Annotated in this window: 26 protein-coding genes and 2 pseudogenes; 16 read left to right on the top strand and 12 right to left on the bottom strand. The window is 66.5% G+C overall.

Annotated elements, in window-relative coordinates; translation table 11 throughout:
• Positions 1-4 precede the first annotated feature (4 nt).
• From G0Q01_RS27305 to G0Q01_RS06190, 12 genes and pseudogenes are all read left to right on the top strand, one after another.
• Positions 5-1,006, top strand: coding sequence for a Gfo/Idh/MocA family protein (locus G0Q01_RS27305; protein WP_164196815.1), 1,002 nt, complete (start codon positions 5-7; stop codon positions 1,004-1,006).
• A 36-nt stretch (positions 1,007-1,042) separates the two neighbouring features.
• Entirely contained in the window at positions 1,043-1,258 is a 216-nt protein-coding gene (locus G0Q01_RS27300; RefSeq protein ID WP_108970047.1) for a GntR family transcriptional regulator, read from the top strand.
• 93 nt (positions 1,259-1,351) lie between these two features.
• Positions 1,352-1,540: an FCD domain-containing protein gene (locus G0Q01_RS27295; RefSeq protein ID WP_164196828.1), complete on the top strand. Its 189-nt coding sequence runs from the start codon at positions 1,352-1,354 to the stop codon at positions 1,538-1,540.
• Positions 1,541-1,594: 54 nt separating this feature from the next.
• Positions 1,595-1,957, top strand: coding sequence for a transposase (locus tag G0Q01_RS06230; RefSeq protein ID WP_164213101.1), 363 nt, complete (start codon positions 1,595-1,597; stop codon positions 1,955-1,957).
• A 72-nt stretch (positions 1,958-2,029) separates the two neighbouring features.
• A pseudogene (locus G0Q01_RS06225) lies at positions 2,030-2,199 on the top strand (integrase core domain-containing protein); the annotation flags it as partial.
• A pseudogene (locus tag G0Q01_RS06220) lies at positions 2,198-2,391 on the top strand (hypothetical protein); the annotation flags it as partial. The pseudogenes G0Q01_RS06225 and G0Q01_RS06220, both read left to right, overlap by 2 nt.
• A gap of 233 nt (positions 2,392-2,624) precedes the next feature.
• A complete protein-coding gene (locus G0Q01_RS06215; protein ID WP_235939715.1) occupies positions 2,625-3,278 on the top strand; it encodes a FadR/GntR family transcriptional regulator in 654 nt (217 codons plus the stop codon).
• The gene (locus G0Q01_RS06210) at positions 3,275-4,456 is read left to right on the top strand and encodes a PLP-dependent transferase (RefSeq protein ID WP_164195920.1); all 1,182 of its coding nucleotides are present in this window, start codon (positions 3,275-3,277) and stop codon (positions 4,454-4,456) included. The genes G0Q01_RS06215 and G0Q01_RS06210 overlap by 4 nt, the downstream gene beginning before the upstream one ends.
• 72 nt (positions 4,457-4,528) lie before the next feature.
• Positions 4,529-5,788 carry a sugar ABC transporter substrate-binding protein gene (locus tag G0Q01_RS06205; RefSeq protein ID WP_164213099.1) on the top strand — a complete coding sequence of 420 codons (1,260 nt, stop codon included), beginning with the start codon at positions 4,529-4,531 and terminating at the stop codon, positions 5,786-5,788.
• 55 nt (positions 5,789-5,843) lie between these two features.
• Positions 5,844-6,773: a carbohydrate ABC transporter permease gene (locus G0Q01_RS06200; protein ID WP_164195921.1), complete on the top strand. Its 930-nt coding sequence runs from the start codon at positions 5,844-5,846 to the stop codon at positions 6,771-6,773.
• A 1-nt stretch (position 6,774) separates the two neighbouring features.
• Positions 6,775-7,608: a carbohydrate ABC transporter permease gene (locus G0Q01_RS06195; protein ID WP_164213098.1), complete on the top strand. Its 834-nt coding sequence runs from the start codon at positions 6,775-6,777 to the stop codon at positions 7,606-7,608.
• Between the two features lie 4 nt (positions 7,609-7,612).
• Positions 7,613-8,668, top strand: coding sequence for an ABC transporter ATP-binding protein (locus G0Q01_RS06190; protein WP_164195924.1), 1,056 nt, complete (start codon positions 7,613-7,615; stop codon positions 8,666-8,668).
• Between the two features lie 692 nt (positions 8,669-9,360).
• Here G0Q01_RS06190 and G0Q01_RS26755 read toward each other — a convergent pair.
• From G0Q01_RS26755 to G0Q01_RS06145, 11 genes are all read right to left on the bottom strand, one after another.
• The gene (locus G0Q01_RS26755) at positions 9,361-9,513 is read right to left on the bottom strand and encodes a hypothetical protein (protein WP_235939712.1); all 153 of its coding nucleotides are present in this window, start codon (positions 9,511-9,513) and stop codon (positions 9,361-9,363) included.
• Between the two features lie 50 nt (positions 9,514-9,563).
• Positions 9,564-10,715 carry a cytochrome c gene (locus G0Q01_RS06185; RefSeq protein WP_235939709.1) on the bottom strand — a complete coding sequence of 384 codons (1,152 nt, stop codon included), beginning with the start codon at positions 10,713-10,715 and terminating at the stop codon, positions 9,564-9,566.
• An 11-nt stretch (positions 10,716-10,726) separates the two neighbouring features.
• Positions 10,727-12,088, bottom strand: coding sequence for a GMC family oxidoreductase (locus G0Q01_RS06180; protein ID WP_235939705.1), 1,362 nt, complete (start codon positions 12,086-12,088; stop codon positions 10,727-10,729).
• Positions 12,075-12,254, bottom strand: coding sequence for a hypothetical protein (locus G0Q01_RS06175; RefSeq protein WP_164195918.1), 180 nt, complete (start codon positions 12,252-12,254; stop codon positions 12,075-12,077). The genes G0Q01_RS06180 and G0Q01_RS06175 overlap by 14 nt, the downstream gene beginning before the upstream one ends.
• Before the next feature lie 76 nt (positions 12,255-12,330).
• Entirely contained in the window at positions 12,331-12,561 is a 231-nt protein-coding gene (locus G0Q01_RS26750) for a hypothetical protein (protein WP_235939702.1), read from the bottom strand.
• Positions 12,562-12,798: 237 nt separating this feature from the next.
• Entirely contained in the window at positions 12,799-13,029 is a 231-nt protein-coding gene (locus G0Q01_RS26745; protein WP_235939699.1) for a hypothetical protein, read from the bottom strand.
• Between the two features lie 232 nt (positions 13,030-13,261).
• Positions 13,262-14,173, bottom strand: a complete 912-nt coding sequence (locus G0Q01_RS06165; RefSeq protein ID WP_164213097.1) for a glyoxylate/hydroxypyruvate reductase A — start codon at positions 14,171-14,173, stop codon at positions 13,262-13,264.
• Complete coding sequence (locus G0Q01_RS06160) at positions 14,173-15,543, bottom strand: aspartate aminotransferase family protein (RefSeq protein ID WP_164195927.1); 1,371 nt, start codon at positions 15,541-15,543, stop codon at positions 14,173-14,175. The genes G0Q01_RS06165 and G0Q01_RS06160 overlap by 1 nt, the downstream gene beginning before the upstream one ends.
• 16 nt (positions 15,544-15,559) lie before the next feature.
• Positions 15,560-16,396 (bottom strand): GNAT family N-acetyltransferase, encoded by an 837-nt coding sequence (locus G0Q01_RS06155; RefSeq protein ID WP_164213096.1) that lies wholly within the window; start codon positions 16,394-16,396, stop codon positions 15,560-15,562.
• Positions 16,397-16,525: 129 nt separating this feature from the next.
• Positions 16,526-17,623 (bottom strand): acetylornithine deacetylase, encoded by a 1,098-nt coding sequence (gene argE, locus G0Q01_RS06150; protein ID WP_164195929.1) that lies wholly within the window; start codon positions 17,621-17,623, stop codon positions 16,526-16,528.
• Positions 17,623-17,991 (bottom strand): cupin domain-containing protein, encoded by a 369-nt coding sequence (locus G0Q01_RS06145; RefSeq protein WP_164213095.1) that lies wholly within the window; start codon positions 17,989-17,991, stop codon positions 17,623-17,625. Before G0Q01_RS06145 ends, argE begins: the two co-directional genes overlap by 1 nt.
• Positions 17,992-18,198: 207 nt before the next feature.
• On the opposite strand from G0Q01_RS06145, the gene G0Q01_RS06140 reads away from it, so the two are divergent.
• Both G0Q01_RS06140 and G0Q01_RS06135 read left to right on the top strand, forming a co-directional pair.
• Positions 18,199-18,864, top strand: a complete 666-nt coding sequence (locus G0Q01_RS06140) for a haloacid dehalogenase type II (protein ID WP_164195931.1) — start codon at positions 18,199-18,201, stop codon at positions 18,862-18,864.
• A gap of 25 nt (positions 18,865-18,889) precedes the next feature.
• Positions 18,890-20,179, top strand: a complete 1,290-nt coding sequence (locus G0Q01_RS06135) for an FAD-binding oxidoreductase (protein WP_164195932.1) — start codon at positions 18,890-18,892, stop codon at positions 20,177-20,179.
• 46 nt (positions 20,180-20,225) lie between these two features.
• Here the strand turns inward: G0Q01_RS06135 and G0Q01_RS06130 are convergent, their stop codons facing one another.
• Positions 20,226-21,212, bottom strand: coding sequence for a GNAT family N-acetyltransferase (locus G0Q01_RS06130; RefSeq protein WP_164195933.1), 987 nt, complete (start codon positions 21,210-21,212; stop codon positions 20,226-20,228).
• Positions 21,213-21,757: 545 nt separating this feature from the next.
• Between G0Q01_RS06130 and G0Q01_RS06125 the strand changes: the two genes are divergently transcribed.
• Complete coding sequence (locus G0Q01_RS06125) at positions 21,758-23,101, top strand: cytochrome P450 (protein ID WP_164195934.1); 1,344 nt, start codon at positions 21,758-21,760, stop codon at positions 23,099-23,101.
• Between the two features lie 64 nt (positions 23,102-23,165).
• Positions 23,166-23,513: a hypothetical protein gene (locus G0Q01_RS06120; protein WP_108970925.1), complete on the top strand. Its 348-nt coding sequence runs from the start codon at positions 23,166-23,168 to the stop codon at positions 23,511-23,513.
• Positions 23,514-23,557 lie beyond the last annotated feature (44 nt).

The following is a 23,557-nucleotide window of genomic DNA, read 5'->3' as shown; positions in this document are numbered from 1 at the left end:
AAAAGTGGCTAGTAACAAGCTTAGGGTCGCGATTGCAGGGGCCGGAGCGATCAGCCAATTTCACCTCATCGGATGGCAGGCACAGGCAGACGTTGAGATTGTTGGGATTTGCGACCCAGACAAGGACAAAGCAAACGCACGAGGGGAGGCCTTTGGTATCTCTCGCGTCTTCGCCGACATGGCGGAAATGCTGGACGAGACCCAGCCCGACGCCGTCGACATCATCACTCCGGTGGGCAGCCATGCGCGGCTGGTGCGCATCGCCGCCGACAAGGGCGTGCACGCGATGTGCCAAAAACCCATGACCCCTACGGTGGCCGAGGCAGAGGCTCTTATCGCTGATGTGGGTGAGCGCGTGCGTTTTATGGTCCATGAAAACTACCGCTTTCGTCCGCATTACGCTGAGCTCGCGCAGCGGATGCAGGACGGGGAGGTCGGCAGGTTGCGTCATGCCCGGATGACGGTCCGCGCCTCGGCAGTATGGGACTACGAAGGCAAAGAGCCCTTCCTACTGGGACGCCAGCCTTACCTCACAGACTTCCGGCGCCTCTTGGTCTTCGAAGTTCTGATCCACCATTTGGATGCCCTCCGCGCAATCATCGGCGAAATGGACGTGGTCAGCGCAACCCTGGACCGCATTAACCCGGCGCTGAAAGGCGAGGATGTCGCGTTGATACAACTCCGAGCTGAGAATGGTGCACTGGTCGTCATCGATGCCGACATCGCCGCTCCCGGACACCCGCCACTTCCGACAGACAGGTTAGAACTATTGGGCGATGCCGACACGCTAATTTACGATCGCGACCGGATCACGCTACTCTCGCAACCGGACGCCGTGTCACAGCATGACCTCACGGCCAACTACCAGGCCTGCTTCACCGGTGCGGTTACCGACTTTACAGAAGGACTGCGCAGCGGGCGAAAGTTCCAGACCGACAGGCTGGACAACCTCAAAACATTGCGGCTTATGGAGAGCATCTATCGCGCGGCGGGGGTCGAAGTCTAACCGCACGCACTTCTACGACGGATACAAACTTGAGCGGTGCCAGAAAGACCATCCTTCGCAGATCAGTTCTATAAGCACCTTCTGACGCGGAATACCGACGGAACTTGCGAATTGCGCATCCGTTTGCCCAACGAGGAATCTCTCACGCAAGAGTTCGGCGTATCGCGGCCCGTCGTTCGGGCCGCACTTGCCTGGCTCCGCACCAAGGGCATTGTCCAGTCACGCCGAGGGTCTGTGGCGGCTACGTCGTAAGCAGGTTGGGCGGCGTCCCGGCGGGACCAAGAGGACCTTCGCAAGATCGAGAAGGCACTGCGAAAGTTGGAAACTCGCTAGCAGGAAAAAGAACTGCCGACAGAAGCAGACCAGCGGTTTCACCTCGCCGTCGCGCGGGCCTCACACAACGTGTTCTTTGTCTGGACGCTTGAATCGCTGCGACACCAGATCGCTTTCGGCGTGTCCCTATCGCTTTCACTGACGATTCTGGATGAACGTAACCGACCGGTTGAGGCCGCCTGCCGGTTGGAGGCGACCTGATCTAAGACACGTGCTTAACGGCGTCCTTTGCGACGTGTCTTAGATGGAGGGGTCATGCTGGGCGAAGTTCTGGGCGTTGAGCGACGCCGACGGTGGAGTGACGACGAAAAGCTCGAGATCGTGCTGGCGGCTGGTGCTGATGGGGCGACGGTGACCCAGGTCGCTCAGCGCTACGAGGTGACACGCTCTCAGATTTACGGGTGGCGGCGGGACCTGAAGCAAAAGGGTCTCTGGTCGCCCGGTCACGGCGCTTACTTCCTTCCCGTCGATTTCCCGGAGTCGGCAACTCCAGCGCCCACGCCAACCAGATCGGTTCCAGTGGAGTTGCGGTTGGCCAACGGGAGATGCTTGAGGTTCGACAGCGGCATGGACGGAGAAGCTCTGACGCGGCTGATCCGGGCCGTCGAGGCGGTATGATCGGCCCGGGAACGGGTGTGCGGGTCTACCTTGCCTGCGGCGCCACAGATATGAGGAAGGGCATTTCTGGCCTATCCAGCCACAATCCGCGTCGATTAGGGCAGCGAGTTCATCTCGAAGGACATGGACTATGGGCCTATGCCAAGGGCGTGACGCTGGACTTCTCGCGTCCCGGAAAACCCACGGACAACGCCTTCATTGAGGCGCTCAACGGGCGCTTCCGGGCGGACTGCCTAGACAGCCTCAGTGTTCGGTGACGCCAAGATGACCACCAGCCTCGCGATCAGCGACGCTCGCGGCTTACTACACCACGCCGCGGGGCACTATCCTGCCACATCCTCGAGACCGGAAACGACAGCTTCCGCTTCAAGGACAGCGCGGCCGCAGCCACGCGGAACAAGAGGGAGGGAAGCCATGTCTTGACCCAATCATGACCCCCCCAGCATAATCCAAGGTGGGTCACTTCTCGATGGAACGCCCGGGTCAGTTCTGGGTGGAGATCAACATGCAGCCGGCCCGCCGCAAGGAGAGCAGCGGGCACACAAAAACTGTTGCGCGACTCCAATTGGTCTGACCTATTACCAATATGAACGACACTCCTCCCTCCGCAGACGCCCCCGATGACGCGCTTACCGCGTTGCCTCCCATCGGGCGGAGCCGCCAGATAATGGATGTCCTGGCGCGCTACATTGCACAGAAGAACCTCCAGCCCGGCGACCGGCTGCCGCCCGAGCGCGAGCTGACCGCCGCGCTGAAGGTCGGACGATCGAGCCTCCGCGAGGCGGTCAGCCAGCTCTCGGCGCTCGGCATCGTCGAGGCGCGGATTGGCTCGGGCACCTATCTGCTGCGGCAGATCTCGGAGGAGACGGTCTACATGCCGCTCAGCCTTTCGGCAGACGGGCTGGCCGAGGCGCTGCTGATGACGCTGGAGGTGCGGCGCGGCATCGAGATCGAGGCCTCTGTCGCCGCCGCGCGCCGGCGCACCGAGGAGGACATGCGGCGCATGGAGGTGGCGCTCGACGAGATGGAGCGCACCCATCACCGCGAGGGCGGCAGCGGCAAGGCCGATTTCGCCTATCACATGACGATCTACGACGCCGCACACAATCCGCTGTTCCGGCAGCTGCTGGAACAGATGCACGACATCCTCGAACGGTTCTGGGACCGCCCCTTCGACCGGAAAGACTTTGCCGCCCGCTCCTTCCCCTACCATCGCACCCTCTTCAACGCGATCTGCGCCGGGGACACGGCGGCGGCGGCGGAAGAAACACGCAAGATCCTCGACGTGGTCGAGGAGGACATCAGGAACATGCGCCCATGAACGACCTCTACGAGGCCTCCCGGCTGATCGCCGCCCACGACCGAGACAGCATCCTCAATGCCGTGGTCCCGCCGATCGTGCAGACCTCGCTCTTCACCTTCGACAGCTACGACGAGATGATCGCCGCCTATCGCGGCGAGATCACCCGTCCGATCTACAGCCGCGGCCTCAACCCCACCGTCCGTGCCTTCGAAGAGAAACTGGCAGAGCTGGAAAAGGCCGAGGACGCGCTGGCCTTCGCCTCGGGGATGGCGGCGATCTCGGCCTCGGTGCTGAGCAATGTCGCGCCCGGCGACCGGGTGGTGGCGGTGCGCAACGTCTACCCCGATGCGTTCCGCCTGTTTGGGACCTACCTGCCGCGCATGGGGATCACCGTCGATTACGTCGACGGCACCGACCCCGAGGCCGTCGAGGCGGCGCTGCGCGGCGCGAAACTTCTCTACCTCGAAAGCCCGACAAGCTGGGTGATGGAACCGCTCGACGTCGGCGCGCTCGCCGCTGCCGCGAAACGTCACGGTGTCTTCTCGGTGATCGACAACAGCTGGGCGACGCCGGTCTTCCAGAACCCGATCGAGCTGGGTGTCGATCTGGTGGTGCATTCGGCCTCGAAGTACATCGGGGGGCACAGCGACGTCGTCGCCGGCGTCATCGCCGGTTCGAAGGAGAACGTCGACCGGGTGCGGGGCGAGATCTACCCCTACCTCGGCGGCCGCATCGCGCCGATGGACGCCTGGCTGCTGCTGCGCGGGCTGCGCACCCTGCCGCTGCGCGTCGCCGCCCACCAGGACAGCGCGCTAGAGATTGCCCGTCGCCTTGCGGCGCTCGACGTGGTCGAGACCGTCATGCACCCCGGCCTCGCGCCGCTGCCGCCGGGGCTGCGCGGCACCACGGGGCTCTTTTCATTCGTCTTCCGCGAGGGGATCGACCTGCGCCGCTTCTGCGATGCGCTGCAGCTGTTCAAGCTCGGCGTCAGCTGGGGCGGGCACGAGAGCCTCGTGGTGCCCGGAGATGTCGTGCTCGAGCAGAAGGCCAGACCCAACTCGGCCCATGAATTCGGCATCTCCTCGCGCTCGGTCCGGCTGCATATCGGGCTCGAGGGCACCGAGGCGCTGTGGGCCGACCTGACCGCGGCGATTGCCGCCGCGCAAGAGCCGGCGGCGGTCAAGGCCGCGCAATAACCTGCGGTGGCGGCCTGACGGGGCCGCGCCAATCCAACAGACCACCAACAGACAATCAACAGGGAGAAGACCATGAAGAACCTGCTCAGTGCCAGCGCCCTCGCGCTTGTGGCCGCAAGTGGCGCGGCGAGCGCCGAGACCACGCTGCGTCTCGTCGAGGTGATCACCAGCCCGGCCCGCACCGAGACGCTCAAGCAGATCGTCGCCGGCTTCGAAGAGGCGCACCCCGACACCAAGGTCGAGATCATCTCGCTGCCCTGGGGCGAAGCCTTCCAGAAGTTCGCCACCATGGTCTCGGCGGGCGATCTGCCCGACGTGGTCGAGATGCCCGACACCTGGCTGTCGCTCTATGCCAACAACGGCCTCCTCGAGAGCCTCGAGCCCTATCTCGCCGACTGGGAAAACGCCTCTGACATGACGGATCGCGCACTGGAGCTGGGCCGCGACATCGACGACACGGCCTACATGCTGCCCTACGGGCTCTACCTGCGGGCGCTGTTCTACAACAAGGAGTTGCTCGCCGAGGCAGGTGTGGATGCCCCGCCCGCCACGCTCGAGGAGTTCCGCGCCGCCTCCGAGGCGATCTCGGCCCTGCCCGGCAAGTCCGGCTACTGCATGCGCGGCGGCCCGGGCGGCCTCAACGGCTGGATGATGGCGAGCGCCACGATGGCGGGTGACAACACCTTCTTCAACGAAGATGGCACCTCGACGATGGACAGCGAAGGCTGGGTCAAGGGCCTCGAGTGGTACATCAACCTCTACAAGGACGGTCTAGCACCGAAGGACAGCGTGAACTGGGGCTTCAACGAGATCGTCGCGGGCTTCTACTCGGGCACCTGCGCCTTCCTCGACCAGGATCCCGACGCGCTGATCGCCATCGCCGAGCGCATGTCCGAAGACCAGTACGGCGTCATCTCGATGCCGAAGGGCCCGGACGGCAAGGCCTTCACCACCATCGGCTACGCCGGCTGGTCGATGATGTCCGCTTCCGAGAACAAGGACCTCGCCTGGGATCTCATTGCAACACTCGAAGGACCCGAGGGCAATATCGCCTGGAACAAGACGATCGGCGCGCTGCCGGTGCTGAAGTCCGCCGAGAAAGACGAGTTCTACTCTGCACCCGCCTTCAAGGGATGGTTCGACCAGCTTGACGACGAGAACGTCGTGCCGACGGTGATGCCGACCTACCTCGAGGAATTTGCCTACTTCAAGGACTCGCTGGCCATCGCTTCGGGGCAGAAGGCGCTGCTGGGGGAAATCACCCCGCAGGAGCTTGCAAGCGAATGGGCCGCCTACCTGACCAAGGCGCAACAAAAGCACCTCGCCAAGTAACCTGACGCCGGGGCCGGGCGTGCGCGTCCGGCCCCCCTCTGCGCTCGGAGGACAGATGACCGCAACACCCATCCCCACCACCTATCGGCGTCCGCTGCGTCAGCGCCTTGCCGGAACGCTCGAGCCCTGGCTCTATTGCGCCCCGGTGCTGATCCTGATCACCGCCGTGATGCTGGTGCCGCTGATCCTCGGCATCTCCTACGCCTTCCGGGACATCCAGCTTCTCAACCCCTTCTCCGGCGGCTTCGTCGGCCTCGAGCACTTCAAGGCGCTCGGCCAGGACGACGCCTTCCTGCGGGCGCTGCGCAACACCCTGTGGTGGACCGGCGCCAGCGTCTTCTTCCAGCTCGCCTTTGGTCTGATCCTCGCGCTGCTGCTCAACGTGCCTTTCGCCGGACGCGGGCTGGCGCAATCGCTGGTGTTCCTGCCCTGGGCCGTGCCGACCTTCCTTGCGGGCCTCAACTGGGCCTGGCTGTTCAACCCGGTGATCGGCCCGATCCCGCACTGGCTGACCGCGCTGGGGCTGATGGACGAGCCCTCGAACATCCTCGCCGATCCGAGCATCGCCATGTGGGGGCCTATCCTCGCCGCCACCTGGTGGGGCATCCCGTTCTTCGCCATCACGCTGCTCGCGGCGCTGCAGTCGATCCCCAAGGATCTCTACGAGGCCGCCTCGATCGATGGTGCCTCGCCGATCCAGCGGTTCTTCTCGATCACCCTGCCCTACCTCGCGCCGGTGATCGCCATCACCGTGCTCTTGCGCACCGTCTGGGTCGCCAACTTTGCCGACCTGATCATCGTGATGACCAACGGCGGCCCAGCCGACCGTACCCAGACCGTGGCCAGCTACATCTTCACCCAGGCCTTCAAGCGGCTCGACTTCGGCTATGCCTCGGCGGTCGCGCTGGTGCTGCTGGCGCTGCTGCTGGCCTATTCCATGGTCATCCTCGTGCTGCGCCAGAAGCTTTCGAACAGGGACAAGTGACATGACCGCGACCCGACTCCTCGCCACGCTGGCGCATCGCGCGGCCATCCTGTGCTTCATCGCTTTTGCGCTCTTTCCTCTGTTCTGGCTGCTCAAGGTCTCGGTCACGCCGAACGACCTGCTCTATTCCGAGGGCGTGCGCCTGTGGCCCTCGAGCACGACGCTGGAACACTTCCGCTTCGTGCTGGCCAACAGCGAATTTCCCCGGTTCTTCGCCAACAGCCTGATCGTCTCGGGCTCGACCGCGGTGATCTCGACCGTGCTGGCCGCGCTCATGGGCTACGCGCTGTCGCGCTTCCAGTTCCGCGGCAAGCTGTGGATCGCGGCTTTGCTGATGATCACCCAGATGTTTCCGCTGGTCATGCTGGTGGCGCCGATCTTCAAGATCCTCTCGCCGCTCGGGCTGACCAACAGCCTGACCGGGCTTATCATCGTCTACACCGCCTTCAACGTGCCCTTCGCCTCCTTCCTGATGCAGGGCTTCTTCGACGGCATCCCCTCGGACCTCGAGCAGGCCGCGATGATCGACGGCGCGGACCGGTTCACCGCCTTCCGCCACATCATCCTGCCGCTGGCGCTACCGGGAGTGGCCGCGACGCTGGGTTTCGTCTTCACCGCCGCCTGGTCCGAGATGATCTTTGCGCTGATGCTGATCTCGGGCAGCGAGAAGGCGACCTTCCCGGTCGGGCTGCTGACCTTCGTGTCGAAGTTCTCGGTGGATTACGGGCAGATGATGGCCGCTGGCGTGCTGGCGCTGATCCCCGCCTGCCTCTTCTTCCTGCTCATCCAACGCTACCTGGTGCAAGGCATGACCGCCGGCGCCGTGAAAGGATAACCGCATGGCCACGATGGAAATCCGCTCCGCGAGCAAGAACTACGGCACGATCCGCGTGCTCGACGACATCAACCTCGAGATCGGCGACGGCGAGTTCATCGTGCTGGTCGGACCCTCGGGCTGCGGCAAGTCCACGCTGCTGCGGATGATCGCCGGGCTCGAGGAGATCACCGGCGGCGAGATCCGCATCGACGACAAGGTGATGAACACCCTGCCCCCCAAGGCCCGCGACATCGCCATGGTGTTCCAGAGCTACGCGCTCTACCCGCACATGAGCGTGGCCGACAACATGAGCTACTCGCTGCGGCTGCGGAAGACCGACAAGCCGACGATCGCTGAGAAGGTGCGCGCGGCCTCCTCCAAGCTCGGGCTCGACGCGCTGCTCGAACGCAAGCCCAAGGCGCTTTCGGGCGGCCAGCGCCAGCGCGTCGCCATGGGCCGCGCCATCGTGCGCCAGCCCAAGGCCTTCCTTTTCGATGAGCCGCTGTCGAACCTCGACGCCCGCCTGCGCGAGCAGATGCGCGCCGAGATCCGCAAGCTGCACCGCGAGTTGGGCGCGACCTCGATCTACGTCACCCACGACCAGGTCGAGGCGATGACGCTCGCCGACCGCATCGTCGCCATGCACGGTGGTCACATCCAGCAGGTCGGCACGCCGCTTGATCTCTATGACCGGCCCGCCAATCTCTTCGTCGCGGGGTTCATCGGCTCGCCCGGAATGAACTTCCTCAAGGGCAACATCGCCGACCGCCACCTGCACCTGCACGACGGCCGCAGGGTCGCCCTGCCCGAGACGATGCCCGCGGCCATGGGGGAGGCGACGCTTGGGATCCGGCCCGAGCACGTGGTGCTGTCACCGGCGGGCTCCGACGGCCTCTTAGCCGCGGTGGATCTGGTCGAGCCGACGGGCCACGGTATCATCCTGCACCTGACGCTGGCGGGAGAAGTGTTCAAGGTCCTGACCCATGACCGTCTCTGGCTCGACCCGGGACCAAAGGTCTGCGTCTCTTTCCCGGAGCAGGCGTTGCATCTCTTCAACGCCGAGGGTGTTCGGGTCTGATGACGATCGCAGCGGTGCGCCCCGAGATCTGGACGCACCGCCATACATCTGACGGTTGAGGGTGTTCAGTCGATTGGTCTGGCCTCTGGCTGTCCGTTCAGCCAGGGCGCGCGGAGCGCTGCCGCGACTGCAGCGTAATCCTTGCGAAGCTGGCGACCATGCTGGTCTCGGCGTCGACGAGCCAGGCGCTACGCTCAGTCGGTGTCCCGTTGCGAGCCACCGCACTGAATTTGTCGACCAGCACCCGCGATGCGGACAGCGGCGGAAGCGGGGCCTCAATTCGAGCGGCCACGACAGCGTCTGCCTTGCCCGGCTCGGCGCTGGCGCGCCGCCCATTCGCTTACGACGTAGAGGCTTTCTTGGTAGTCATCGGCTTGCGCTCGTCGCCATTCCGGCAGCCGTTGGACCAGTCGCGCTCCAGACGGGGCAAACAGGGTGTCAGGCTGCTCTCGGGGAGACGGAAGATATCTTCCCACTCACCACTCGCCTGTACAGCGCCGAATGGCGGAGCAAATGAAGAATGCGGTCCCAGTGGTTCAGCCGTTCGCGGAGGAAACCTATCTGCGCGACCGGCCTCGACAGGGTGCTGGCCCCCGGAACCGAGAAACGGGATGGCGAGAAGTTTTGAACCGCCGAAAGGATGAGAAAAGGGGCCGGAATTTCGGCCCCTCCGGGTTCTTCTGTCTGCAAGCTCAATGGCTGGCGTCGGCGTTCCGCGCCGCGGCAACCTCGGCGGCGCTCACCGGTCCGGCGTCGTTGCCCCAGGCCTTGCGCAGCCAGCTGGCCAACTCGGCGACTTCCTCGTCCGACATGCGATCCGCGTAGCCCTGCATGCGCAGGGTCATCGGACGTTTCGCGGTGCCAGGAACCTCGGCGCCGTTCAGGATTACCGAGATCAGCGGCTTGTTTCCGACCCGGTGGCGAGGTGGTTGTCCTGCAGCTCGAGGAAGATCTCGGCCGCGCCCTTGCCGCTGGCAAAGTGGCAGCCGATGCAATTGTCGCTGTAGAGGCGCGCGCCGAGCGGCATATCCGGGTCGGCCTCGGTCAGCATGGTCGCGGTCGCCTCGCCGGCGTCATCTGCGCCGGCGACCTCGATCGAACCCAGACCCTTTGCGGCGAAGGTCTCGGGAGCCTCGACCTCTCCCCCGTCCATCCCCTTGAGGAAGGCGGCCATGGCAATGTTGTCCGCGTCGGCCAGATGCTGCAGCGAGTGCTCGACCACGAGGCCCATTTCGCCGTTGGCGGTGGAGTGGGCGTTGCGGCCGGTGGCAAGATAGGCCGCTAGTTGCTCGACCGACCACTGTTGCGGAGCCGATCCCTCGCCGCGCAGGGCGGGGGCGTTCCAGCCGTCGATGATCCCGGCGGCGAGGAAGCTCGGCTCGTCCGCCGTCACGCCGTCCTGCGCCATGAAGGCCGTGCGCGGGCTGTGGCAGGCGGCGCAGTGGCCGGGGCCCTCGACGAGGTACTGGCCCCGGTCCTGCAGGTCCGAGGTGCCGACGGGGTTGAAACCGGCGTCATGGGGCAGCGCGAGCCAGTTCCAGGCCCGGATGCCGAAGCGCAGGTTGAAGGGGAACTTCAACTGGGTCTCCTGCACCTCGTTCTGAACCGGCGCCACCTCGGCCATGATGTAGTCGTAGAGGGCGCGGATGTCTTCTTCGTGCATCAGGCGGTAGTTCTCGTAGGGCATGGCCGGGTAGAGATGCGTGCCGCCCTTGGCGATGCCGTCGAACATGGCGGCGCGGAACTCGTCATAGGACCACTCGCCGATGCCGGTCTCGGCGTCGGGGGTGATGTTGGTCGACCAGATGGTGCCCATGGGCGAGGCGATGGCGCGACCGCCGGCGAGCGGCGCGCCATCCTCGGCGGTGTGGCAGGCGACGCAGTCCGAGGCGTGCATGACGTATTCGCCCTGCCCCGGCTCGGGCTGCCAGTCGGCGGCCAGCTCCTGCGCGGGCGTGCTGGTCTGCACCGGCACGAAGATGAAGGCCAGCAGGGCGATGATGCCCAGCACGGCCAGGCCGCCGATGATGCGGAGGAAAGTCTTCATCTGCATTCTCTTCAGACCAGCGGACGGGGGTTCGACAGGTACTGCGTGCGGATCGCGTGCACCGTGTGATAGGCCAGACCGCCCACGAGGCCGGTCGGGTTGTACTGGGTGTTCTGCACGAAGTTGCCGGCGCCCATGGCGAAGACGTTGTGCGCCTTGAAGGTCTGGCTGTAGCGGTTGACCGCCCCCTCGCGGGCGTTTTCCGCCATGATGTGACCGCCGGTGTTATGCGTGGTCTGATAGGGGCGCACGTCGTATTGCGCGCCGATGTCCTTGAAACCGGCCTGCATGACGTCGGGCTTCATCGAGACGGCCAGCGGCTCCATCTTGCGTTTCATGAATTGGTTCATCTTCAGGTCGTTGTAGTGCCAGTTGAACGCCATGCGCATCAGCGGCCGGCCGTGGCGGTCGGTGTAGGTCGGATCGAGGTCGAGGTGGTTGTTGGCATAGGCCATATGCGAGCCGTGCGAGCCGATCGACATGGCGTGGCCGTACCATTCGCCGATGCCCTGCTTCCAGCCCGCGCCCCAGCTCGGCGTGCCCTTGGGCAGCGGCATGTTGCGGATCGGCTGGCCGTTGAAGGTCCCCGAGCGCCAGTAGGAACCACCGATGAAGCCCTCGGCGCCGAAGTCGTTCTGGCTGATCGAGAAATCGTCGATGATCATGCCGTTGGCGCCGTGGCCGACGAAGGGGTTGAATTCCTCGTCCTTGACGAACATCGAGATGCCGCCGTTCATCTGGTAGGCGTAGTTCTTCCCGAGCGTGCCCTCTCCGGTCAGCGGGTTGTAGGCCTCGCCCAGACCCGAGAGCAGCATCAGGTGCACGTTGTTGAGCTGGTAGCTCGACAGGATGACGATGTCGGCAGGCTGGAAGACCTCTTCCTGCGCCGCCTCGTCCCAGTAGGTGACGCCGGTCGCGGTCTTGCCGTCTTCGGCTAGTTCCACGCGCAGCACCTCCGAATTGGTCCGGTACTCGAAGTTCGGCATGCGCTTCAGCGCGCCGAGGATCGCCGTCTGCGGCGAGGACTTGGAGTACTGGTAGCGGCCGTAGCGTTCGCAGAAGCCGCAGAAGTTGCACGGTCCCATCTGCATGCCATAGGGGTTCACGTAGGACGTGGACGCGATCCCTGCCCCGGCCGGGAACGGGTGGTAGCCCATGGCGGACGCGGCGTCGCGGAACTTTGAGCTGTCGTAGGTCGTCGGCAGCGGCGGCATCGGGAAATCTTCCGAGCGCCAGCCCTCGAAGGGGTTGCCGCCTTCGCGGATCTCGCCGTTGAGGTTGCCCGCGTAGCCGGAGATGCCCGCGACCTTCTCGAACTGCGTGAAGAACGGCTCCAGCTCGTCGTAGCTGACAGGGTAGTCACGCAGGTTCATCCCCTCGGGGATGATCTAGGCGCCGAAGGTTTCCTCGACCTAGGAGCGCAGCGACGCCAGAGGACATCAGCATCTTCAGAAGATCCCGGTGCGAGGCGCCGCGGCGGATCATGTGCTCGACCATCGCGTCATCGCGGCCGGTCCAGTTGGTGGGGGTCTTGGTCATGTCGTGCTTCCCTGTTGTGATGGTTTGATTGGCCCTGGCGGTCTTGCCGCCGCCTCGAACCGGTTGGTTTGCGGACCTACACGCCGAAGGCCTCGTCAGCCGCGAGGGCCAATTCGATCAGCGCGTGGAAGTGGTAGTCGGGCTCGGTGAATTCCTTCGGATCGATCGTGCCGCCGTAGCCCTTCTGCGCGTGGCGGCGCTGGATCCAAGCGTTGGTCATGCCGAGCTCGCGCGAGATGCCGATGTCCTGGTACTGGCTCTCCGCCGTGTGCAGGATGTCGTCCTTCGAGACGCCGTCCTTCTGCACGTAGGCGAAGACCTTGTGGAAGTAGTCGGGGTTCGGCTTCTCGCAGCCGGTGCCGTCGGTCGTAAAGCCCGCTCAGAACGGTTGGCCCAGCTTCTCGGCATATTTCTCGAAGGCCCAGCGGCGGGCGTTGGTCATTGCGATCAGCTTTTAGCGCGCCTTGAGCCTCGCCATCGCCTCGGCACTGTCGGGGAAGGGCTGCGCCTCGCCCACGGTGTCGATCATCAGCTGGCGGTCGTCCTAGGTGTCGGGCAGGCTGAGGTCGTCAGGGAAGAGGCCCGCACCCGGCTCGTAGCGGGCATCGCGGGAGACCGAGAGCGCTCCCTCCCCGTCGATGTCCACGCATTCCCTGGCGGCGATGGCGGCCAGGTCTTCCTTGAGCGCGCCTTCGAAGTCGATGAGCGTGCCGATCACGTCGAAGCTGACATAGCTGAACGCAGTCAGCGGTGACACGGCGGTCGTCGTTGCCATCTCGGCAGTCCTTTCTGCCATGCACCGGCACGGGAGGTGCGCCTTGATCCGTGCCGGGACGCGGGCCTTTCGCAGAATTTGCTTCTGGCCTTGCGGGTCTCGCCGATCCCCGTTGCATTGAGCTTCCCCAGAGATGGCACCGCGGAAACTCCGAAAGCAGCCAGAGGGGCGGCGTATTTTTCTGTATCACCCCGGCACGCGGAATGTTCGCACCGCGCCCCGGAGAGGTGTTTCAGTACCCCCTTTCCTGGTCGACGAGCCCCGGAAGCGGCTCGCCGGCCCGGCTGGCGCGAAGCACGTCCAGCACGTGGCGCGCGCCCTCGCGGGCGTCGGTGTTGGCCGCCACATGCGGGGTGATCACCAGCCGCGGATCGGCCCAGGCCCAGTGATCCGCGGGCAGCGGCTCGGGGTCGGTAACGTCGATCATGGCCGAGGCCAGCTGCGCGGCATCGAGCGTGTCCTTCAGCGCCGCCATGTCGAGCTCCGCGCCGCGGCCCGCGTGAACCAGCCTGGCGCCCCGCGGCAGCTTCGCGAAGAAGGCGGCATCCATCAGGCCGCGCGTTTCGGCGTTGAGCGGCAGCAGGCAGATCAGGATGTCGCTCCGCGCGAGGAAGGCATCCATCGCCCCGACGCCGTGGACCTCGATTCCCTCCGCAGTACGGCCCGAACGCGACCAGCCGGCCACGTCGAAGCCCATGCCGCGCAGGGTGCCCGCGGCCAGAAGGCCGATCCGCCCCAGCCCCATGATGCCGACCCGCGTGCCGCGGGTGAGCGGCACCGGGCGGGTCCTCCACTCCGCCGCGCGCTGCTGGCCGAGGTAGATGGGCATCTCGCGGTGCAGCATCAGCGTGGCCATCACCACCCAATCGCGGACCATCTCCTCGATGCCCGGCGCCAGCGTGCGCACGAGGCTGACGCCCTCGGGCATGGCGGGCATCTGGTCGACGCCCGCCCCGGTCGAGATCACCACCTTGAGGTTCGGGTAGCGCCGCAGATCTCGCGGCGGCAGCCAGCAGACGAGATGGGTGATCGCGGCGGGGTCGGTCACCGCCGCCTCGCCCACGATCATCTCCTCGCCCGCCGCGTCGAAGAGCGGCTTCCAGACCTCGGCGCGCTCCGCCGTGGAAAGGTAGAGCAGCGCCATCAGGCGAGCACCGCGAGGATTTCCGGGTCTTCCAGCGTCAGGTCGAGCACGGTTCGGGTGCGCTCTACGATGGCGTCGATTTCCGCGTCGGTGCAGCAGAGCGGCGGCGCGTAGCCGAAGATGCCCTGCGCGAAGCTGCGCACAATGAGCCCCTGCTCCCAGGCCCGGTCGAAAAGCCGGGTGGCGGGCTGCACGGCAGCGGGCAGCGGCGTCTTCTTCTCCTTGTCGGTGACCAGCTCGACGGCGGCGAGCATGCCGCGCCCGCGCACGTCGCCGACCAGCGGGTGATCGCGCAGCGTCTCGAGTCCCGCCATCAGCCGCGCCCCGGCCTCCCGGCCGTTCTCGAGCAGCCCGCCCTCGTAGAGGCGCAGCACTTCCAGCGCAACCGCCGCCGACACGGGATGCGCCGAGTAGGTGAAGCCATGGCCCACGGCCTTGGCCCCCGCGCCCTCGGCGATGGTCTCGTAGACGTGGTCACGCATGAAGACTGCCCCCATCGGCACGTAGCCCGAGGTGAGCCCCTTGGCCGTGGTCATGAGGTCGGGCACGATGCCCTCTTCCGCGCAGGCAAAGAGCGGCCCGGTGCGGCCAAAGCCGGTGATGACCTCGTCGGCCACGAAGAGGATGTCCAATTCGGCGCAGGCGTCGCGCATTGCCTTCACCCAGCCCTTCGGCGGCACCAGCACCCCGCCCGAGCCCTGAATGGGCTCGATGTAGAAGGCGGCAACCTTGTCCTCACCGATGGCGGCGACCTTGGCCCTCAGCTCGGCGACCGAGGCATCGACGATCCCCTGCTCGGTGCTGAGCGGATTGCGGTAGATGTAATGCGACGAGATCTTGTGCTGCCACTGGTAGGGCACGCCGAAGCCCTCGTGGAAGCCGGGCAGCGCGGTCAGCCCCGCACCCATGGTGGTGGAGCCGTGATACCCCTGCTCGACCGAGATGAACTGGTCGCGCTGCGGCTGGCCCTTGGCGTGCCAGTAGTAGCGGATGAAGCGGATCGTGCTGTCCACCGCGTCCGAGCCGCCGAGGCTGAAGTAGATGTGGTTGAGATCGCCCGGGCTGCGCTCGGCCAGCTCGGCGGCAAGCCGGATCGGAGCCTCGGCGCCGAGGTCGAAATATCCGGTCGCATAGGGCAGCTTGCGCATCTGCTCGGCGGCGGCCTCGACAACGCTTTCGTGGCCGTAGCCGGCGTTGACGCACCAGAGGCCGGCGAAGCCGTCGATCAGCTCGCGACCCTCGGCATCTGTTACGGTCGCGCCCTTGGCCGAGCGCAGCACGCGCACGCCGCGCGCCTCGTGGCCACGGAAGGACGAGACCGGGTGGACAAGGTGCTGGCGGTCCAGCTCGACGAGGGAATTGGTCAGCATGACGCTCTCCGGAAGGTCAGCCCAGGGCCTGCGAGGCGAGGGCGTAGGTTGTGAAATCGGTCTCGGCGGCGGCGCGGGCCGCCTTCTTCATCGCGGTGCCGCCGCCCACGTAGGCCAGGCCGAGCGCTTCGGCATGGGCCGCAAGCGCGGCATCCGCGAGATCGACGCGCAGGAACTGCCCGGCGCAGCGCGTGGCCCCGGCGGCGATCAGCGCGCGGGCGGTCGCGGCGTCCTGCGCCACGACGGGCCCCAGCACCCTGCCGCGTCCAAACTCTCGCAGGAGGGCGAAGCCGCCCTCGGCGCGCAGAAGCTCGCCGCGGTCCGCGATCCCCGCGATGAAGGTCGCCCGGTCCATGCCGCTGGCGGCGCGGTCCATGGCAGCGAGTTCGGCTGCATCCGCCTTGGCCCCCACCTGAACCGGCAACTCCGGCGCGGCGGCCTTGGCGATGCCCTGATGCTGGAAGATCTCGCCCGTCGCCTCGAAGCCCAGCTTCTCGTAGAGCGGAAGCCCGTCGGCGGTGGCGGTAAGGCGCAATTCACGGGTGCCACCGATCTCGAGCACCGCCTGCATCAGCTTGCGGCCGAGACCCCTGCCCCGCATCCGCGCATCGACGATGATCATGTTGATCGCCGCCACCTCGCCGAAGAGCGAGCAGAGCGCGGTGCCCACCACCTCGTTCCCCTGCAATGCCACCACACCCTGCGAGACCGAGAGCGTGAGCTCCCAGTCGACGGCACGGTGCGGCCAGCCTGTCTCGCGCGAGAGGCGAAGGGCACCGGTCAGGTGGTCGGGCGAAAACGGGGCGAGGAGGATCTCGGGCGCATCGGCCGCGAGGGGGGAGGCAGCGGTCATCGGGGGTCTCTGTGTCATGTCGTGTCGGGGTCAGGCTAGCGCACGGCGGGCGGCAGGTTCGCCCTGATCCGCCGCGCGCACGGCAGTTTTCCCTGCGGCGACCAAAGGCCGCCGCAGGATATGCCGCGCTCAGCAGAGACGCCGGCCGAGCGCGAGAACCATCTCGGTCGCACCGGCCAGTTCGGGCTCCGTGAGATATTCCTCGGGCTTGTGCGCCCGCGCGATATCACCCGGGCCGCAGACGATCGCGGGCACGCCTGCCTGCTGGAAGAGCCCCGCCTCGGTGCCGTAGGACACGGCCTGAAGCGGCGCATGGCCCGAGATCTCGGAGGCGAGAACCGCAAGCGGATGGTCCGCATCGAGCGCCAGCGCCGGGTAATCCGACAGCCATTCGGCATCGACCCCTCGCATTCCGGCAAGCGGCGCGAGGATCTGCCGCGGGTCGACGCCGGGGATGGCACGCGCCTCGATGCAGGCCTCGGCGCGGTCCGGGATGATGTTGAGCGCCTGCCCGCCCGCAACGGTGCCGATCTGCACCGTCGAATGGGCCGGCGTGAAGCGCGCGTCCCGCGGCCCCGATGTCAGGCTCTCGGCCAGCGCGACGGCGGCAGAAAGTGCCGGCGTAAGCGCGTGGATCGCGTTTTGTCCCAGGTCGGGACGCGATGAATGGCCCGACACGCCCGTCGCCACCAGCCGCAGCGCCGCCTTGCCCTTGTGCGCGAGCAAGGGCACCAGCCCCGAGGGTTCGCCGACGATGCAGCCAAGCGGCGCGGCGCAAAGCTCCGGCAGTTTCGCCAGCAGGTGCCGCACGCCGCGGCAGCCCGCCTCTTCGTCGTAGGAGAGCGCGATGTGCACCGGCGCCTTGAGCGGCATCGCCATAAGCTCCGGAACCGCGGCGAGCACGGCGGCATCGAAGCCTTTCATGTCGCAGGCTCCGCGGCCGATCAGCCGCGCACCGTCGCGCCGCAGCACGAAGGGGTCCCCGACCCAGCCCGGCTCCTGCGCCGGGACGACGTCGACGTGCCCCGACAGGACGTAGCCCGGCAGCGAGGGATCGCCGATCGTGGCAAAGAGGTTCTCGCGGTCGCCCTCGGGTCCGACCAGGCGGGTGACCCGCGCGCCGTGCTCCGAAAGGTAGTGGGCGACGTACTCCATCAGCGCCCTGTTCGAGGTGCCGACAACGCTGGGAAAGGCGACGAGCCTTTCGAGGATCTCCACCGCCCGCATTAGGAGGCGATCACGAAAATCTTGCGCACCGTCTCGAGCGTGTTCCAGGTGCCGGTGAAGCCGGGTTTCAGCACGAAGCTGTCGCCGGGGCCGAAAACCTGGCTCTCGCCGCCGTCCTCGGCAATCTCGCAGCGCCCCGACAGGATGTGGCAGAACTCGAAGGTCTCACCCTTGATCGAGATCGTCTTGCCCTCGGTGGCCTCCCAGACGCCGGTGCGGATCTTGCCCCAGTTGGCGGCTTCGGCCAGCGCGGTGTCGATTTCCCATGTCTTGAAGGCGGGCGCACCCTCGATCAGGCGGTCGGGCGCGGCGGTGCCTTCCTTGGCGGCAAAAGTTGGAGCGGTTTCAACGGGTACGAGCAGGGCCATGGGAGTCTCCGGTGTTGGTCTCAAGGGCATTCACCACAAAATGCCCCGCCACGCCACGCGCCGGTCACCGAAAGCGCGCGCGGCGCGGCAGACCGTGCCGCGATCCGCGCGACAAACGCAATTTCCTGCGCTGAGAGCGCGAAACGCGGCAGGCGCTGTCGCGGCGGGCGGGTCAAGATGTTGGTATCACGCACCCCGGAGACTGACATGACATTCCGCCCCAAATTCATCACCTTCGGCTGTCACGGCACGATGATCTACTTCGACATGGCCGGCGCCGCGCGCGACTTCTACGGCGAGCAGCTTGGAGCCGAAAAGATCGAGGTCTTCATCCGCGACTTCTCGGCCTATCGGCTGGACGAGGTGCTGGGGGCGTGGAAGCCCTATGCCGAGGTCGTGCACAACGCCCTGGAGCGCACCTGCAAGCGCAACGGCGTCGCCTTCGATCCCGAGATCGCGGCGAAGATCTATGACCGCGTGCCAACCTGGGGTCCCAACCCCGACGTCCCCGCCGGCCTTGCCAAGATCGCCCCGCACATCCCGCTGGTGGCGCTCACCAACTCGATGAACAACCAGATCCCGCACAATATCGCCAAGCTCGGCGCGCCGATCGCACATGTGTTTACTGCCGAGAGCGCGCAGGCCTACAAGCCGCAGATGCGCGCCTTCGAGTACATGTTTGACGAGCTGGGCTGCGGGCCGGAAGACGTGCTGCACGTCTCCTCCTCGTTCCGCTACGACCTGATGACCGCGCATGACCTGGGGATCAAGAATAAGGTCTGGGTCAACCGCGGCCACGAGCCGGCAAACCTCTTCTACGGCTACACCGAGATCAAGGATATCTCGGGGCTGCCCGGCGTCGTCGGCCTGTAATCACCGCTGAAACGAAAGCACTGCGATGCAATATCAGTCCTACTGGCACGCCACCTCGACCCCCTTTGCCTCGGCCCAGCCGGGCCCGGTCGAGGGCAAGGTCGACGTGGTCGCCATCGGGGCCGGGTTCACCGGCCTCAACGCCGCGCGCAAGCTGGCCCGCGAGGGGGTGAGCGTCGCGGTGCTCGAAGCCCGCCACGTCGGCTTCGGCGGCTCGGGCCGCAACGGCGGGCATCTCAACAACGGCTTGGCCCATGGCTACGGCGAGGCCAAGGCGCAGCTCGGCGCGGAGCGGGACAAGGCGCTCTGGCAGGCCTACGACCGCTCGATCGACATGATCGAGGAGGTCATCGCCGAGGAAAGCATTGCCTGCGACTTCCGCCGCTCGGGCAAGCTCAAGCTCGCCTCGAAGGCCAGCCATGTCGCGGCGCTGCGTGCCAATTTCGAGACGATCCACCGCGAGGTGGACGCCGACACGCGGTTCCTCGAAAAGCACGAGCTGGAGGGCGAGATCGGGTCGGACCAGTTCCACGGCGGAATGCTCTACGGCAAGTCGGCGATGATGCACATGGGCCGCTACGTCACCGGACTGGCCGAGGCCGCCCACCGCCACGGCGCGAAGATCTGGGAACAGGCCCCGGTCACCGGGCGCAGACGCGAGGGCAGCGGCTGGCTGATCGAGACACCCAAGGGCACGATCCGCGCCGAGCGGGTGATCGCCGCGACCAACGCCTATTCGAACAGCGTCGGCACGGCCCCGCTGGGGTTCTTCAAGAAGCGGATCATCTCCGTCGGCTCCTTCATCGTGGCGACCCGCCCGCTCAGCGATGCCGAGATCGCCGCAACGCTGCCGGGCAACCGCACCTATGTCACCTCGATGAACATCGGCAACTACTTCCGGCTGTCGCCGGACAAGCGGATGATCTTCGGCGGGCGGGCGCGCTTCTCGGCGACCTCGGACCAGAGTTCGGACGCCAAGTCGGGCAAGGTGCTGCGCGCCGCGCTGACGCAGATGTTCCCGCAGATGGGCAAGGTCGAGCTGGACTATTGCTGGGGCGGCATGGTCGGCATGACCAAGGACCGTTTCCCGCGCGCGGGCGAGGCCGACGGCATGATCTACGGCATGGGCTACTCGGGGCACGGCGCGCAGATCTCGACGCTGATGGGGCAGGTCCTTGCCGACATGGCGATGGGCCGGACCGACACCAACCCGCTGCAGGGGCTCGACTGGCCGAAGGTGCCGCTGCATTCCGGCAAGCCGTGGTTCCTGCCGCTGGTAGGCATGTACTTCGGCCTGAAGGACCGGATTTCCTGAATACGCGAAGGGGGCCCCAGCCCCCCTCTGTCGCTGGTCTGGATGCTCAGCCCAGCGACTGCATCGCCAGACCGTAGGTCATCGGCCCGCTCTGCGCGCGGCGCAGGCGGCCGTAGCGCATGTCGGTGACCGTGTCGTAGACCCCGAGACCGGCGGCCGAGACGAAGGCCTCGAAGCGCTCGCTTTCGATGATCGTGTCGAGGCGCAGGAACTCGCCCTCATGCGCCGTTATGAACTCGGCGGCGAGTTGCATGGCGATGCCGTCCTGCTCGGCCACCAGTGGGCCAATGACCCGCCCCTTGCCGAAGTTGCGCATCATCGCGTAGCCCTCGACCTCGCCGCCGCGCTCGGCCACGATCACCTCGGAGACACCCAGCACCGCATCGAGGGTCACGGTCCGCCGCGCGCCGAAGGCATGGGCGTCGAGCGCCCGGATCGCCGCCATGTCGCCGGGTTGCATCGGCCGCACCGACACACCTTGCACCGGCTCGGGGGGGCGGATCGCCCGCGCCATACCCTGGTGCTGGTAGACCAGCCGCACCGGCGTGAATCCCGCGCTCTCGTAGAGGCGGTAGCCCTGACGCGTCGCCGAAAGCCGCAGGTCGCGGCCGGCCTGTTCGGTCATCGCCCGGCGCAGCAGCCGCCCGCCAGTGCCCTGCGACTGCAGCCGCGGCGTGGTGACCATCATCCCCAGCATCGTGAAATCATCGTCGCTCGGAAAGCCCATGACGGAGCTCAGTGGCCGCCCGATCTCGTCCAGCGCCAGGTAGCCAGTGCCGAGTGCCAGGACCAGCTCGATGTCCGAGGCGCGATGCGGCCAGAAGACGCTGACCGTCAGCTCGTGCAGCCGGTCGATCATCGAGGCATCCACCGGCTCGATCCTGGCCTTGTAGGTGTCGACCTGCATCCAGTCGCTTTCCACCTTCGGCGCCTCTCGGCGCATGAAGGCGCGGTGGCGGGCAAGAGCCTCCGGCGGCATCAGTTCGGCGCTGCCCGGTGGCAGCGCGAGGTCGGACTGGTCTTGAACGCTCATGCTCACTTCTTTCCGTTGCTGGCCGGCAGCCCGACCGGGGGACTCCCGGACGGATCGCTCATTGTCTTTATCTAATGGATTGCATGAAAAGATCTGCCGTATCGCGCCCTCTGTCCGAAGTTTCTGCCGTTCTCGCTGCGCGGCGGCAACCCCTTGGCCGGCGAACTCGCTGTCCGTAGAACCATCGCCCCGGCGCCGATACGCGCGCCGGTACTGGACCCGCGATAAATCGTGACCTTCGAGCGCTGCAGCACGCGCGCGATCTCCCGGACAGGTTGCTTGATGTTCAGGTGCGCGTGAATTGGTCCCATGGCGCGCTCCATACATTGGATAAATGTATGTTTTCTAATTGAAATAAAGCTTGAGCTTAGCTCGCGGAATCATTGTGCATTAAATCCCAAGAAGCCCTCACGCGGTGGCGCCTTCTGCACCGCGGGGCAAAGCTGCAAGGTCCGGCTCTGAACGCAGGGGGCTGCCCTGCCTGTCGATGACTTGATCGCGGCGGCGCAGGGCATAGGTTTTCCCTATCCGCCCCGGGAGGACACATGACGCAGACGCTGCCGCCGCGCATCGAACCGGCGACCGAGCCGCTGGGAATGCTCGCAAGCCTCCGGGCCGCGCGCAGCAACGTGCTGCGGATCATCCCCGCTATTGCCTACACCCAGCCCATCGTCACCGGCACCACCGGCCACGCGCGCTGGCACATGGTGCAGGGCCCCGAGGGCATGAAGCGGCTGTTTCTCGATAACGTCGAGAATTATCCCAAATCCGAGGTCATGCTGCGGATGCTGCGCCCGGCGGTGGGCGACAGCCTTTTCACCTCCGAGGGCGCGCAGTGGCGCTGGCAGCGCCGCGCCATCGCTCCGGTCTTCGCCGCCCGCAACGTCGAGGCTCTGGCGCCGGTGATGACCGCCACCGCCGAACGTGCCTGCGACCGCCTTGCCGGCCAGAGCAGCGCCGAGATGGTGTCCGAGATGCTGTCGGCCACTTTCGACGTGATCTGCGACGTGGCGCTGTCGGGGCGCGAACACTTCGATGCCGAGGCCTACGGCGAGGCGATCACCCGCTATTTCCTCACCGTCGGCCGCGCCTCGCTGCTGGATTTCCTCGAGGTGCCGCCCTGGGTGCCCCGCCCGGCCGAGCTGTTCGGGCGGGGCGCGGTGAAGACGATGCACGCCATGGTGTCCCGCGCGATCGAGGCGCGGCGGCGTCAGGCCACGGGCGAGGCGGACGATCTGCTCGACCACATGCTCGCGGCGCGGGATCCCGAGAGCGGCCGCACCATGTCGCCCAAGGACCTTCTGCACAACATGCAGTTCTTCATCGTCGCTGGCCATGAAACCACGGCGCTGTCGCTGGCCTGGGCGCTCTACCTGCTGGCCCATGACGAGGCGGCGCAGGCGCGCGCGCGGGACGAGGCGCGGGACGTGTTGCAGGGCGGCCGCTGCGGCCACGCGGAGCTCGAGCGCATGCCGGGCATCACCGCGGTGCTCGACGAGACCATGCGGCTTTATCCCCCGGTGGGTATGTTGGCGCGCACCGTGCGCGCCGCCGACACGCTCTATGAGCGCGAGATCCGCCCGCGCGAGACGATCTTCGTCAACACCTGGGCGCTGCATCGCCATCACGCCTACTGGGAGCGGCCGGATCAGTTCGACCCCACGCGCTTTGCCCAAGGCCAGAAGCGGGACCGCTACCTGCACCTGCCCTTCGGCGCCGGGCCGCGGGTCTGCGTCGGGGCGAATTTCGCAATGATGCAGGCGGGGATCATCCTCGCCACGCTGCTGTCACGCTACCGCTTCGCGCCGAAAGGGCCGCGCCCCGAGCCGATCATGCACATGACCGTGCGCCCCGATCCCGGCGTCACGCTGGAGATCACCCCGCTCTAGGGCGCGGGCCGCAAGGTCCAATTCCGATCTTCCCCCGGCGGCAGCCACGTGCCACAAGGCTGCCATGCGAAATCGGGCTTCTCTTGCGGTGATCCTGTCCCTCGGCGTGCTGCTGGCGCTGTCGAGCGTGGTGTCTGCGGCACGCATGGCGCCGGATCGCGAGACCGTTAAGATCGAGGCTTACGCCCTGCTTTATGGCGGCTCGATCGACGAGCTCTGTGGCGACGAGGCCGGCCACGATCACCACTGCCCGCTCTGCCACGGCTTACCCGAAGCGCCGTCGAGCGCCCATGATGGCCGGCACGTCCTGCTCGAGCCGCATGACGCCTGGCGCCGATGCAACGATCTCCATCGGGCCGCGCAGGCCCGCAACCTCCGTCATTCCCCAAGGGCGCCCCCGGTCTGCGTCTGACGGCCCCGTGCCGGCTTTCGCGACACCCAGACCCCGGCGGCTGC

The organism is Salipiger sp. PrR007 (assembly GCF_010499845.1).
Classification (GTDB): domain Bacteria; phylum Pseudomonadota; class Alphaproteobacteria; order Rhodobacterales; family Rhodobacteraceae; genus Salipiger; species Salipiger pacificus_A.
Note: the sequence above shows the minus strand (reverse complement) of the source record. Positions and strands in the feature narration are given on the sequence as shown.